Source organism: Pseudoalteromonas sp. QJM3NY_22, from assembly GCF_056173065.1.
On record NZ_CM149655.1, the window covers coordinates 1,699,015 to 1,713,354 of the forward strand.

Consider the following 14,340-nt stretch of genomic DNA (forward strand, 5'->3'; position numbering starts at 1 on the left):
TGTGGTATTCCCCATAAATAGGCGATAACGTAGTATAAATACCAAACATACGCTGCCCTTTGGGTTCTTTCTAGGGACGATTAACTCTTTGTTGCTCGGTTTTTACTTAGCCCACTAGGTTACAAACCTCGCGCCGTGATTTAATCGCCCCTAGATTGAACAAATTTCAATCCACAAAGGTCAACACGCCCTAGTAAGGATATTAATGTTTTTTTCTAAAAATAAGCAAAATGAAATAGCCTCTTTAAAAGCAGAACTCTATCCGTTACAACAAGTGTGGGAAGGGCTTTACCGAGAGATGTTAGTACTGAACATTCTCTATGATGGTAGGATTTCGCATGCTAATGATAGGTTTTTAGAAAACTTAGGCTACAACGAAGACGATCTTACTAATAACTCTTTTGATGATTTTATTACTGAGTCGTCTCGTCAATCTTCAGAATTTAAAAGCCTACAGCAAGCTATAAAAAAAGAAGGACATTGGGGAGGTGCATTACAAATTGCGCGCGGTGATGGTAAAGCTGAATGGTTACGTTTAATAGTACACCCAGTAAAAGGTGAGCAAGACCAGCTGCTCTATTTTTCTATATTCGGGAGTGTACTTACAAAAACAATTACAGCTTCTCGCGAGCAAAGCGACACTATTAAAGCAATATATCGCTCTATGGCTGTAATCGAATTTGATTTAGAAGGACATGTTTTAAAAGCTAATGATCAATTTTTGGTAGCTATGGGCTATAAAGAAAGTGAAATTATAGGCAAGCACCACCGTACATTTTGTGAGGGATCAGAAGCAAACTCTCAAGAGTACTTGCAATTTTGGACTAAGTTGCGGGAAGGAAAATTTATTGCGGAACGTTTTAAGCGCGTAGATAAACATGGCAATATTGTATGGTTAGAAGCGTCATACAATCCAATCTCAAATGATGCAAATGAACTTTATAAAGTAATGAAATTCGCGACAGTTATTACAGAGCAAGTAAATCAAGAAATAGCAATATCACAAGCGGCCGAAATTGCTCATGGCACCTCAACCCAAACCGATAAAAAAGCAGAGCAAGGTGCGCTTGTTATACAAGATACAGTCGCTGTTATGACTGAGTTGGCCGTTAACATGGAGCAAGCTGCTAGTGAAATATCAGCGCTCGATCAGCAGTCACAACAAATTGCGAGCATTGTACAAAGTATCAGCAGTATTGCCGAACAAACAAATTTATTAGCGTTGAATGCCGCAATTGAAGCAGCTAGGGCTGGAGAGCAAGGTCGAGGTTTTGCTGTTGTTGCAGACGAAGTAAGGTTGCTTGCATCGCGTACCTCAAAAGCAACAGAAGAAATTGTTGAAGTTGTGCAGCGTAATCAATCACAGACACAAAATACGGTGGCTGTAATCGAGAAAGGTAAAGAGAAAGCAGAGCAAGGTTTAGCATTATCTAAAGAGTCAGGTGATGTGATGCAGGAAATTCAGCAAGGTGCGCAAGAAGTTGTGAATGCTATAGGGCAATTTACTAATGAACTTAAAGCTAATGGTTAGCCTAATTTTCTCCTCATTTTAAAGCTGGTCTTCCTAAAGCACTTAAACATTAAAGGTTTAAATGCTTTAGAAAAACTTAGCCACATTTGCATTCATAAACACGAAGCTAACCGAATTAGTTTAATTTTAATACTCCTCAGTGTAATCTTTCTTGAATTCAAGTATTAAGTGCAATCATTATGCAGCCACCAGAACTTCTGATTGCCCCGTAAATAACTCATGAGGGGTTTTATACCCTCTTGTTTTTCTTGGCCGATGGTTGAGCTTATCAACTGCCGCCTGTATTTCTGCTTCACTTAGCGACATAAAGTCAGTTCCCTTGGGGAAGAAGCGTCTAAGTAAGCCGTTGGTATTCTCATTTATGCCCCGCTCCCATGATGAATATGGGTGAGCGAAATACACATCCGCTTCTAATTTTTGTGCAATATGCTCATGGTGAGCAAACTCTTTTCCATTATCTAAAGTCACGGTAATAACCTTACCTTTATAGGGTGTCATACACTTGATCAGCGCATCGGCTGTTATTTTCGCATGCTTGCTTTCAATTCTGTGAACGACTGTATATAACGTTTTACGTTCAACCATTGTAACAAGGGCATTTTTACGCCCTTTGCCTATCACTGTATCGCCCTCCCAATCACCAATCCTAGACTTTGAATCCACAATACTTGGGCGTTCATCAATACTGACTCGATTAACTATCTGTCCACGTTTATCGTAGCTTCCATAGCGTTTTTTATACTTTTTACATGCACGAGTGAGTGTCTTATGTAGTTCACCACCACGAGCCTTGTCTCTGTAAATATATTGATAAATCGTTTCATGATGCAAAACGACCTTTTTCTCTAAAGCTAAGCGGCCTGCCACCTGCTCTGGCGAAAGTCCGTCAACCAACAATTTATTAATCCAGTCAGTAACATCATCTGTTAACTTACTTGCTTTGAAAGATGACTTGCGTCTTTGCTCTGCAAAATTATTGGCTTGGTTAGGTCGATAGCCTTTAAGCCCTTTATTGCGTTTTAACTCTCTAGAGATAGATGACGGTGAACGAGTGAGTTCATCAGCTATCTGTTTTTGGTTATTTCCTGCTTTTATTAACGCGTAAATCTGGTATCTTTCTGCTTGTGTCAGCTGTTTATATTTCATTAAAGCAATTTCCTTTGGCGAGAGAATGGCCGAATTATAACAGCTGGCCATCTAATCTGAGAAATTGCACTTATTATCCGAATTTAGGTTTTAAATCAGTCCAATAATTTCAAATTTAACAATTATCGTTTTGTTAACCCATTAATAAATGTGAAATAAATTATTTTCCAACACAAATGATAATAAAATGTTGCATTTTAGTGGTTTATTCCTAATACTGTTGAATGCCTGAGCTGACAAGCTCATGTACATTGAACATGAATACCTTAAATATAAATAACCTGAGCTTTAGATAGTAAATCTATCTCAAATTGCTACTTCAGCGCCAACTGCGATTGCAACAGATCCACTATTGACGAGTGAATTAGCCTTGTTTTCACTGAAAATCGCTGGCTTAGAGAAAAACAAATTTGACTATCATTGTGGTTCAATATGTTAGTAAATCTATTAGGGCCTGTTTATCTTTCGAGGTTAAATTTGCAGCAGTATGTTTGGTATTTAGGCAAGGCAGAGCCTATGTAGTGTGTTTATTCCCCATAAATAGGCGATAACGCAGCATAAATGCCAAACATGCGCTGCCCTTTGGGTTCTTTCTAGGGACGATTAACTCTTTGTTGCTCGGTTTTTACTTAGCCCACTAGGTCACAAACCTCGCGCCGCGATTAAATAGCCCCTAGATTGAACAAATTTTAATCCTGAAAGGTCAACAGGCCCTAGTTAGAGTTGAGGTTAAATAGTAAATATAAAACACACCACATTAAGGAATTGTATGAACAACAACAAACGCACACACAAACTAATAAAACCAAGCCATTTACTTGGTGCGGGACTCGCTATGTTAATGAGTTTTTCCGCTGCGAGTAAAGATTACAAAATTATATTAATTCATGGCTTACAAGTGTCGCAAATAACAAATAAATCAGGCAGTGATGTTGTCAATGATGGTGAAACATATTGGCAATCGTACTGGAATAATCGCGCTGACGAACGCATTGATTGGCCTTCATACGAGCGTGTAGAGGGTAAAATAGCCACTGATTGGGTTTGGCCTAAGTTGAAACAAATTTCGCGTTCTAATTTGTGTAACGATGGCTGTGTGCTTGTAACTCATTCTACAGGTGACTTAGTTGCACGCCATATTATTGATAATCAAGAAAACTGGTTAGAAAACGCGGGGCTACAACCGCTTAATATTGTTGCTACGTTTGATTTGGCAGGGGCTGGCGGTGGAAGTGAGCTCGCTGATATTGCAGTGAGTGCATTAACCGGTGCTTCATGGAACTTTGCGATAGATGCTGCACTCAAATGGTGGTTAGGCAGCGATGTAACGCAAGCAATTGGTGTATTACACGATTTAAAAGTAAATAATGCACGTAAAATTTCACCATTTCCTGACGCACGCACACCACGCTTACGTTTTGTTGCTGATGGTAATGCATACTTAGGCCTAACGGGTGGTTTTTTAAGAGGTAACGATGACTCCGTTGTAGCATCACACTCATCATGTGGGGCAAGTTCTGTAGGATCGTTTGGAAGCTGTAGCCGCAGTATCGATACAGATGGACAGTTAGATTCACAAGGCGATGCAGTAACAAGCTTTATGCCAAACCATTATCCTATGATGATGAGTGATAGCTATAGCCACAATGAAATTCATAATGCACAACGCAAAGGTAATGTAACTATTGCGATGAATAATGTGAATGTTGATGGCCAAAACGTAGGTTTTAATACGTTTGATGAATCAACAGGTACTTGGTTTTGGAAAAAACAATACCGGTACATAAAGGATTCTAATAATTTAAGTGCATCGGCGCTTATTTATAATGTGATTCCATAATATAAAAGCGTGCAGTTACTAACTGCACGCTTTATGCAGGATATGAATATAGCCTATGAAAAAATTTTATCTGATCACTTTAATCATTAGCGTTGCTTTATTTGTGCTGTGGTTTACAAATAATAATGACTCAAAAAAACTGGATGAGACAGAAAAAAAACCAATATCAAAGTCTCTTAGTGCCCCAAATACAGATCCTGTAAAAGTAATAGCCATTGATGTACCTAAAGTAAAAAAAACACCATCTAAACAACAAATTGCTTTTAATGAAGATTTAACAAAAGCAGCTGAACAAATAGTTATGCAATACGAAAGTGCACTTAAATTTCCTCCTTATTCTCAACCGTTGAGCACATTAGATGAGGATCGTCTAAAGCCAAACCAGTTTTATCCGGTATCGAGCCCAATTGACGAAACTGGCTCTGCGCTTACGTTAAGCCTTGAGCAGTATCGTTTTGTATACCCAGAAGAAATAAGGTTAAACGTAAGCGCGCAAGGGCTCGGTAAAGTGGTGGTTGAGCTGGCAAATACAGACACAAAAGAGGTATTAAATACTCATACTGGCAGTGCACACGAAGGAGAGGCGAGTATAACGTTTAAAGCTAAAGAAGATTATCCTCGTAGTTTACAATTGTTTGTAGAGGCTGATGTGGCAGGTAAAAAAGTACCCGTAGTTGCGCAAATTCAATATATGCCACCAAGTGCAACCTTAATTGGCTTTAATACAGCCTATGCACAAAATGAAAATATGCTTATACCAGCAAATCTAACCGTCATAAAAAGCGGTTTATATCGGGTGAGAGCTAATTTATATAATGGTGATACACCACTAGCTCATTTAGTATCAAAGAAGAGGTTAACGCAGGGGAGTCAAACACTTAATCTAAAAGCTCACTGGTCTGTATTACCACAAGGTATTACAGAAATGCGCTTAAGTGACTTTGTTGTTGAGAGAATGTCACCAAGCCCAGGTGAGCGAAACAGCTTTGGGAATAGTGAAATAAGTCAATTTGATATTAACGATTTTTCGTACGATAGCTTGCAGCAATTACCCTATCAGGCTAATGCACAAGAAAAGCTGAGCTTGGAGTTTTTACAAGGCTTAGCTGAGAGTTGAAAATAGAGCGTAATACTAAATTGGTAAATTATAAGGGTTTGTATATAAATACAAACCCTTAAATTAGTTAGCTTAGGTTTATAGTAACTACACTTGGCGCTTCTTGTTCATCAAGTTCATTTGTAACAGGCACTTTAGGAATGTCGGGTTTATCAAGGGCGATATCACCACCATTAATTACTTCACCGGTTTGTAAATTTTTAAAATCAAATAGATCAGCATCGGCCAAATGCGAAGGAACTATATTTTGCATTGCAGTAAAAATGCTTTCTATACGTCCTGGGTGCTCAGCATCCCATTTAGCGAGCATCGCTTTTGTATGTTTACGTTGTAAGTTTTCTTGCGAGCCACATAAATTACAAGGAATAATAGGGTAACCTTGTGCAAATGCGTATTGGGCTATATCGGTTTCTCTGCAATATGCAAGCGGGCGAATAACCATGTGCTCACCGTTATCACTCATTAATTTAGCGGGCATACTCTTTAGTTTACCGCCGTAAAACATATTTAAAAACAAGGTTTCAATCATGTCGTCGCGATGATGGCCAAGCGCAATTTTTGTAGCACCTAGCTCTTTTGCTGTGCGGTATAAAATACCACGACGTAAACGAGAGCAAAGTGAACAGGTTGTTTTCCCTTCAGGAATAATATCAGTAACAATACTGTAAGTATCTTCTTCTACAATTTTGTATTCAACATTTAATTTATCAAGGTATTGGGGCAATACATGCTCAGGAAAATCTGGTTGTTTTTGATCAAGGTTTACAACAACTAGATCAAACTTTATTGGTGCAACACGTTTTAAATGCTGCAGCATTTCAAGCATTGTATAGCTGTCTTTGCCACCTGATAAACACACCATTATACGGTCACCTTCTTCAATCATATTGAAGTCCATAACGGCTTGACCAGTTTGGCGACGTAAACGCTTTTGCAGCTTATTTAAGTTAAATTGAGCTTTAGCTTGATCTGAGTGTGACAATTACGCCCCCTAGTAAAACAATGCAGCAAAGTTATTTGCTAAAAATAAAGGGGCGTATTATACCCAAACCACCTGAATATGCGAGTTTAGGATGTAATTAAACGCGGTATTTTTAGCAAGTAAGGTACGTGCTGTTATTTGCTAAAAATTTTTTTGGTTAATCTAGCTTTTTTGCCAACGGGCTTACGTAACATCGGGTTTAAGTGCCAATACATCGCAGTCAAGGCTATCAATTACATGCTCTGCAGTATTACCTACAAGTGCTGCACTTAAACCTGTACGACCTACAGTACCAATAACAACCAATTCACTATTTAATCGCTTAGCCACATCAGGAATTACATCCTCTGGTAAGCCTTCTTCAATAAAACATTGTTCTTGGCTTAAATTAAATTCAGCGGCAAGTTCATTGGTTGATTCGTGGTGATGTTTTTTAACTGATTCGTTATAAAGTCCAGGGTTAAACTCAGGGATTTCGATAGCGATATTAACGGGGGTTGCAGGGTAGGCATTAACTAAATTGAGTGTTGCATTGGCGAGTCCACATAAAAATTGTGCATCTTTGATAACTCGTTTATTAAGTGCTACATGTTCTTCGTTTTCACTAACTGCATTTACAGCAGCTAAAATATTTCCGTTTGCTGGCCATGCCATTTCTTTTACAAACAATACCGGAGCTGGGCATTTACGTACTAAGTGCCAATCTGTAGGGGTGAAAATAACAGATTTAAGTGCACCATGTTGATGTGTGCCTTTAATGACTAAATCGTATTTTTCATCAATTACGGCATCAATAATAGCTTCATAAGGGCGGTTATGCCATACAACTTGAGTTTCAATACTTATATTTTTGTGGGGAGAAACCAAATCGCTTAGCCATAGTTCGCGGTCTTTAACAACAGCGTCGCGCATAGCTTCTCGTTCATCGCCAGAGAGCATTGTGGTCATTTCGTAAGAGAAGTCATAAACCGTCATAAAGGCGGTAATACTTGCACCAGATTTCTTAGCTAAATCTATTGAACGTGCTAAACCGTGTTGATCGTCTTTGGTAGGGTCAATAACTGCAATAATGCGTTTAATAGTGTCCATGTGCTACTCCATTTACTTAACGGGTGTATTTTTAGTGTAACGTAAATACAAAACAGTTAAAGGGGTAGCACATAAATTGTTGTTCTAAATCAAACTATTTTATTTAGCAAGATTTAACAATTGCTGCGGCTTTAGCTAATGCATTGTTATCTAAAATAGTAATAAATTTACCTTCTACTTTAATTAAGTCAGCTTTTTGAAAACGGCTTAATAAGCGGCTAATAGTTTCTACGGTAAGGCCTAAGTAGTTACCTATTTCACCACGAGTCATGGTAAATCTAAATTCTTTACGCGAAAAACCACGCTCGCCAAAACGCTCTGACAGGTTATAAATAAAACTAGCTAAGCGTTCTTCTGCTGATTTTTTATTAAGTAATAACAGCATTTCTTGATCGTATGTAATCTCACTGCTCATTAAACGCATAATTTGTTGACGAAGTTTTGGTAATTTACCAGCAAGTTCATCAAGTGTATCAAATGGAATTTCGCATACCATTGACGTTTCGAGTGCTTGCGAAAAGCTCTGATGCGCCATTTTGCTTATCGCGTCAAAGCCCACCAAGTCGCCCGCTAAATGAAACCCGGTTATTTGCTCATCGCCTTGTTCTGATAGCGTATAAGATTTAAATGAACCTGAACGTACTGCATAAATAGCTTGTAAAGGGGCGCCTGATTCAAATAAGTAGTCGCCTTTATGGAGTGGTTTTTTTCGCTCAATGATTTCGTCAAGCTTATCCATTTCTTGGCCATTGAGTGAAAATGGCAAACACAATTGACTAATACTACAGTTATTACAACTAATAGCACAATTACCTTTAGCGCGACTTTGAGAGAAATCCATAATTTAATCCATTTTAATTTTTATGCACGACGTTGTCTAGATTAGTGTACCAGCTTGTCGGTTGCAATAATCAATAAGTAGATACCATACCAAATTATAACACTGCCTAATACAATGCGAGTCCATGGATGGTTAAAAATGCTATTTAGCTTTTGTGCGGTGATACCTAAAGTGATCATTGCCGGAAAAGTACCTAAAGCAAAACAAAGCATCACTAAAGCGCCATCTAAAGCACTTGGACTGGTCATGGCCCAAGTTAAGGCTGAGTATACAAGTCCACAAGGCAGCCATCCCCATAGAGCACCATAACCTAGGGCTTTAAAAGGAGAGTTAATAGGCATTAAATATTTATTTAGCTTAACAATGTGTTGCCACACCAAGGTTTTACCTATTTTCTCTAACCATTGCAGCGTAGGGCCCAAGCGCATTATATATACGCCGACTAGGAGCATAAAAATAGCTGCAATGAATGAAAGGGCTAAAGAAAAAGACGTATTTTGCCTAGCAAATTGACTGCTAATACCAGCAACAAGCGCGCCTGCTGCCATGTAGCTAAGTGCACGCCCAACATTATAGGCAAGTGAATAGGTAAATGTTTTGCGTTTGTCACTTGCCAGTTGTAATGAGCTTGCAATACCGCCGCACATAGCAATGCAATGGCCGCTACCAATAAGGCCCATTAAAAATGCACTGGTAAAAAGAGGATCAATCATTACTTTTGTTGTGTTGCTCTTTGTCGTCTTCAAACAAAATACTATGACCTTGTTTGTTTAAATCAGAAAACTGCTCACTTTTTACGGCCCAAAAAAACACGCCAATAGCAATAATGACAAATAAAATGGCAATGGGGATCAAAATGTAAATTATGCTCATAACTTTAATAGCCTTAGTGAATTACTAATCACAATAATGGAGCTGGCAGACATGCCAATAACAGCCATCCACGGAGCAACTAAGCCTAATGCCGCCAATGGTAATATGGACGCATTATACAATAAAGACAGTGCAAGGTTTTGCTTAATAATACGTCTTGTTTGTTTTGCCACATTGAGTAAATGATCGATTGAAGCTAAATCGCTATTAAGAAGCACTACATCGGCGCTATTTTTTGATATGTCAGCACCTGTTTCCATTGCAATGGATAAGTGTGCACTGGCAAATACAGGACTGTCGTTTACGCCATCGCCGACCATTGCAACTACTTCGTTTTGTGACGCCCATTGTTCAACGGCTGTTTGTTTATTTTGCGGCGAACACCCAGATTGCACACTTTTAAGGCTGAGTTGTTTAGCTACTTTTTGCCCAGCATCCGACGCGTCACCGGTTAACATATGACACGTTAAATTTTGCGATTGAAGTGAGTCTATAAGCTTTTGAGCATCGTTTTTCACTTTATCAATAAAGTAAAAACGTGCAACAACATGCTTATTAATATACAAGCTCGCTTGTGCATTTGATTTTTTGCTATCAAACCAACCACTTTTACCAATTGCGTAATGATTGTTTGCATCTTGTGCGCTAATTCCCAGACCTGGATGCACTTCAACGTTATCAAGGTTGTGGTGAGCAGGGGTAATTTCATCAAAAGCACTGGCGATAGGGTGTTCAGAATAACGCTCTAACATAGCCGCCATATCTAGCACTTGAGCTTTTGTGTATTGCTTATCGATTACATCCACTTCATCAAGGCTAAATTTACCTTGAGTAAGTGTACCTGTTTTATCAAACGCAAATAACGTAATTTGTGAGAGTGTTTCGAGCACATGCGCTTGTTTTATCAACACGCCTTTACGAGTAAGTGTTGCAACCGCGCATGTAAGTGCGGTTGGTATCGCTAAACTCAGGGCACATGGGCAGGTAGCAACTAAAACCGAAATGGTGATCCAAAATGCGTGTTCAGGGTCAATTTGGTACCAGCCAATAGCTGTAAGTGAAGCAAATATAAGTAAAGACGCAATAAACCATTGCGCAACTTTATCTGTAATTTCAACCAGTTTAGGACGTTTAGTTAATGCGTTGTGTTGCAAGCGTATAATTTGATTTAAAAGCGTATTTTGGCCAATCTTATTAATTTTTATTTCAATAACGCCGTCGTGGTTAACGCAACCGGCGTAGACATTGTGGCCGATAAATTTTGTAACGGGTTGGTGTTCGCCCGTCATCATTGATTCATCAACCGTAGTTTTACCTTTAATAAGTTCGCCGTCGGCAGGGATTGTTTCACCCGCTTTAATGAGTACTACGTCATTAAGTTTTAGTTTTTTGGCTGCAATTATAAGTTCTTCACCACTGTCGTTAATGGTGCGGGCTGTTAATGGCAATAATTTTTGTAAGTTGGCAGTAAATTCGCTCGCTTTTAAACGCGCTCTAAATTCAAGGTACTTACCTAATAAAAGTAAAAAGGTAAACATGCACACAGATTCAAAATACACTTCGCCGACTTGCATAAATGTGGCGTAACAACTTGCACTAAACGCACCAAAAATAGCCAGTGATACGGGTAAATCCATATTGAGCTGTTTTGCTTTTAGTCCATTTATAGCATTGGTTAAAAAGGGGAGTGCACTGTATAAAATAACCGGAGAGGCTAGTACTAAGCTGATCCATCTAAAATACTGCTCAAAATTGCTGTCCATACCGGAGAACATGCCAAAGTACATGGCAAATGCAAACATCATAACTTGCATGGTCATTAAGCCTGCAACACCTAAGCGGCGAATATAGGCTTTGGCGGTTTGCTGTTTTTGTTGTGCTTCAATATCTGATTGAAACGGGTAGGCTTTATAACCAATTTTAGCTAAGGAAGTAATAACTTCACTTAATGGGATGCTGGTTTTATCCCATTGGATCATCGCGCGGTTGGTAGATGTATTTACATCAACCCGTTTTACAGTATTTAAGCTTAAGAGTTGTTTTTCGATAAGCCATGCACACGCTGCGCAGGTTATACCTTCAACGCTCAACAATACCTCAGAGATATTATCGTTAGAGGCTATAAATTCGTCTTGAATGTCTTCGTTGTCATAACTTTTTATAAATGCGAGTTGCTCAGGTACTAGCTGTTCGACTTTTCCAGCGCGAACTGTTCGGTATTTATAGTAGTCGGTCATACCTTGATCAACAATATTTTGCGCAACAGCTTGGCAGCCAATGCAACACATCGGCTGGGCTTTATCGTCAATGATAACGCTTGCGCTAAATCCGGTTGGCACACATTCGAGGCAATGAAAGCAAAAGTTAGACATAGTAATGACTACTTATAGTTAGGATTAACTAAAACGGTTTCAGCCGTCGGTAGAACAATGTTCTCTTTTAGTTTCCAACTACCATCAATTGGCTCAATAAATACAGAATATGCACCTGGTGTGTACTCATCAAGTAATGCAGTAAATTCTTGATTGGCATTAGGTGTAAGTGTGGCCTCAAAGTCATGCGCTTTAATAGTACGGTGGTAAAACGAAAGTTTTAAAACATGCACGTTGCTACTGTCACCTTTTGTAAACTTAAAGCTTACACGCTCGTTGGTTACATTTAATTCGCCATGTAAATAAAGTGCTTTTGCTTTTTCAAACTTGGTTAATTCTAAGTTTATTGCTTTGCCTTTTTTGTAGTAGTCGTCAACAACCATATCTGGGCCGTTACCTATTGCCGTAATAAACAAGCTAATACAGCCAATAATGGCAACTAACGGAAAAAAGATTAAAAACCAAGGCCAAAAATTTTTATACCACGGAGTAGGTTGCATAGTGTCTCTAAAATTAGTTTAGGAAGCGTTATTTTATAGGAATTATACGTAAAAGACTAAAAAAAGCCTCCGACTGGAGGCTTTTTTGATCTGGATTAATCTATTGAATTAAATAAATTAATTTATAAACATTTTATTAACCGCGTGCTTATTTATCTTGCGATAAACTGTAAACGTAGGCTGTTAATAAGTGAATCTTATCTTCACCTAAAATGTCTTTCCAAGCAGGCATTACACCAGCACGGCCGTGGTTAAGCGTTTCTTCAACAGCGCGTTGAGAGCCACCGTATAACCAAATGTTATCAGTCAGGTTAGGTGCGCCAAATGGTAGGTTATGTGCAACCGACCCTTTACCATCAGCACCGTGACATGCGGCGCACATTGCAAACTTAGCGGCGCCTGCTGCTGCATCTTTTTGGTTAACAGTACGGCCAGAAAGGCTCAGCACATGTGCTGTCATTTCTTTAACGCCTTGCTCGCCAAGAGCTGGGCCCCAAGCAGGCATCGCTGCAATACGACCATTAAGCAGAGTTTCTCTAATTTTGTCTGGTGTACCGCCATATAACCAATCTTTATCAGTTAGGTTAGGGAAGCCAGTTCCACCACGCGCATCAGAGCCGTGACATTGCGCACAGTTTTGTGAGAATAAACGCTGACCAATTTCGATGGCTAATTGGCCATCTGTTTGCTCATGTTTGTCGCCATTTTTTAGAGCAACTTGCTGCGCTGCGTCACCTTCAAACTTAGAATTAACTAAATCTAAAACCGGCACTTGTGCAAGTCGGTTAAAAATAGGACCAAAGCGTTCTTCTGCTGCTTCGTACTCTTTATCGAGTTTAACAAAACGACCTTCAGCTTTGGCCTCTGCAACTGCTTTTTTAGACTCAGCTAAAGACGTAATACCTTGATTAGAACTAGTCCATTTACCTAAACCTTCCCAGTTACCTAAACCAGGGTAAGCTGCAAGGTAATATACTGACCAAATAAAAGTTGCGAAAAACATGTAAGTCCACCATTTTGGTAGTGGATTATTTAGCTCTTCAATGCCGTCAAATTCATGTCCACAGCTTTCACCTTCTTTTACGCCAGCATAGTTTTTTAAGTTCCAAACTAATAGGCCAAAGATGATGCATAAGCATGCAAGGGTTAATACAATAACCCAAATACTCCAAAAGCTAGTCATTTTTCAGACTCCTTTTCCTCGTTAGAGAGTGTGTTGTTATGTTTTTTTTCATCTTCGAAAATGGCATTAGCAGCGCTATCAAAACGATTTTTGCTACGCTTGCTGTATGCCCATACAACAATCACAATAAACAATACTAAAATTACCAGAGTCAAAATGCCTCTGTATGTTCCGTAATCCATAATAATTTACTTCAAGTGGGTACCAAGTTGCTGTAAATACGCGATTAGAGCTTGGATTTCTGTTGCGCCTTCGCCGTTATTCATAGCGTTAACTTTTTCAACATCAGCTTTAAGTTCTTCGTCGCTGCCATAACCTAGGCCCGGGTGTTTAGGGTTTTCTGGGTTAATAGCAAAAGTATCACGGAAAATTTGTAGTTTTTTCAGAGTCAGGCTTGTATCTACCTTATCTTCTGCTAACCAAGGAAAACCTGGCATATTCGACTCAGGAACCACGGCACGTGGGTCAACTAAGTGAGCATAATGCCAATCGTCCGAGTAACGTTTACCAACGCGAGCAAGGTCAGGACCAGTACGTTTAGAACCCCACTGGAAAGGGTGATCCCATACTGATTCGCCTGCTACAGAGTAGTGACCGTAACGCTCAACTTCATCACGAAAAGGGCGGATCATTTGTGAGTGACAGTTATAACAACCTTCACGTACATATATGTCACGGCCTTCCATTTCTAAAGCATTAAGAGGGCGTAGGCCTTCTACTGGTTTAGTTGTGTCGTCCTGGAACATTAGCGGAGTAATTTCAACTAATGCACCAAAGCTGATAGCAAAAACAGTCAGAATAGCCATAAGGCCAACGTTCTTTTCTACTATTTCATGTTTGTTTTGTGAATTTTTATTGCTCATCAT

The 14,340-nt window shown here is 39.2% G+C and carries 13 protein-coding genes and 1 pseudogene; 3 read left to right on the forward strand and 11 right to left on the reverse strand.

Annotated features, from left to right (window positions below):
- The first annotated feature begins 205 nt into the window (after nt 1-205).
- Entirely contained in the window at nt 206-1,531 is a 1,326-nt protein-coding gene (locus AC0VZ4_RS07585) for a methyl-accepting chemotaxis protein (protein ID WP_033038416.1), read from the forward strand.
- A gap of 177 nt (nt 1,532-1,708) precedes the next feature.
- On the opposite strand, the gene AC0VZ4_RS07590 is transcribed toward AC0VZ4_RS07585, so the two are convergent.
- Nucleotides 1,709-2,677, reverse strand: a complete 969-nt coding sequence (locus AC0VZ4_RS07590) for an IS30 family transposase (protein ID WP_475441477.1) — start codon at nt 2,675-2,677, stop codon at nt 1,709-1,711.
- A gap of 769 nt (nt 2,678-3,446) precedes the next feature.
- On the opposite strand from AC0VZ4_RS07590, the gene AC0VZ4_RS07595 reads away from it, so the two are divergent.
- Together AC0VZ4_RS07595 and AC0VZ4_RS07600 are read left to right on the forward strand one after the other, a co-directional pair.
- Entirely contained in the window at nt 3,447-4,517 is a 1,071-nt protein-coding gene (locus tag AC0VZ4_RS07595) for a hypothetical protein (protein ID WP_007375307.1), read from the forward strand.
- Between the two features lie 55 nt (nt 4,518-4,572).
- Complete coding sequence (locus AC0VZ4_RS07600) at nt 4,573-5,634, forward strand: hypothetical protein (protein ID WP_007375306.1); 1,062 nt, start codon at nt 4,573-4,575, stop codon at nt 5,632-5,634.
- A 67-nt stretch (nt 5,635-5,701) separates the two neighbouring features.
- Here the strand turns inward: AC0VZ4_RS07600 and ttcA are convergent, their stop codons facing one another.
- The 10 genes and pseudogenes from ttcA to ccoO form a co-directional block, all read right to left on the reverse strand.
- On the reverse strand, nt 5,702-6,616 hold the full coding sequence (gene ttcA, locus AC0VZ4_RS07605; RefSeq protein WP_007375305.1) for a tRNA 2-thiocytidine(32) synthetase TtcA: 915 nt from the start codon (nt 6,614-6,616) through the stop codon (nt 5,702-5,704).
- 157 nt (nt 6,617-6,773) lie between these two features.
- Nucleotides 6,774-7,705: pseudogene (gene uspE, locus AC0VZ4_RS07610) on the reverse strand (universal stress protein UspE).
- A gap of 103 nt (nt 7,706-7,808) precedes the next feature.
- Complete coding sequence (locus AC0VZ4_RS07615) at nt 7,809-8,546, reverse strand: FNR family transcription factor (RefSeq protein WP_475441336.1); 738 nt, start codon at nt 8,544-8,546, stop codon at nt 7,809-7,811.
- Between the two features lie 41 nt (nt 8,547-8,587).
- The gene (locus tag AC0VZ4_RS07620) at nt 8,588-9,259 is read right to left on the reverse strand and encodes a sulfite exporter TauE/SafE family protein (RefSeq protein ID WP_475441337.1); all 672 of its coding nucleotides are present in this window, start codon (nt 9,257-9,259) and stop codon (nt 8,588-8,590) included.
- Nucleotides 9,252-9,419 carry a cbb3-type cytochrome oxidase assembly protein CcoS gene (ccoS, locus tag AC0VZ4_RS07625; protein WP_002963071.1) on the reverse strand — a complete coding sequence of 56 codons (168 nt, stop codon included), beginning with the start codon at nt 9,417-9,419 and terminating at the stop codon, nt 9,252-9,254. Before ccoS ends, AC0VZ4_RS07620 begins: the two co-directional genes overlap by 8 nt.
- A complete protein-coding gene (locus AC0VZ4_RS07630; protein ID WP_475441338.1) occupies nt 9,416-11,791 on the reverse strand; it encodes a heavy metal translocating P-type ATPase in 2,376 nt (791 codons plus the stop codon). Before AC0VZ4_RS07630 ends, ccoS begins: the two co-directional genes overlap by 4 nt.
- Before the next feature lie 8 nt (nt 11,792-11,799).
- On the reverse strand, nt 11,800-12,291 hold the full coding sequence (locus tag AC0VZ4_RS07635) for a FixH family protein (protein ID WP_008139162.1): 492 nt from the start codon (nt 12,289-12,291) through the stop codon (nt 11,800-11,802).
- A 148-nt stretch (nt 12,292-12,439) separates the two neighbouring features.
- Nucleotides 12,440-13,474 carry a cytochrome-c oxidase, cbb3-type subunit III gene (gene ccoP, locus AC0VZ4_RS07640; protein ID WP_007375299.1) on the reverse strand — a complete coding sequence of 345 codons (1,035 nt, stop codon included), beginning with the start codon at nt 13,472-13,474 and terminating at the stop codon, nt 12,440-12,442.
- Nucleotides 13,471-13,656, reverse strand: coding sequence for a CcoQ/FixQ family Cbb3-type cytochrome c oxidase assembly chaperone (locus AC0VZ4_RS07645; RefSeq protein WP_024597380.1), 186 nt, complete (start codon nt 13,654-13,656; stop codon nt 13,471-13,473). Before AC0VZ4_RS07645 ends, ccoP begins: the two co-directional genes overlap by 4 nt.
- 6 nt (nt 13,657-13,662) lie before the next feature.
- Entirely contained in the window at nt 13,663-14,337 is a 675-nt protein-coding gene (ccoO, locus tag AC0VZ4_RS07650; protein ID WP_024597379.1) for a cytochrome-c oxidase, cbb3-type subunit II, read from the reverse strand.
- Between the last annotated feature and the right edge of the window lie 3 nt (nt 14,338-14,340).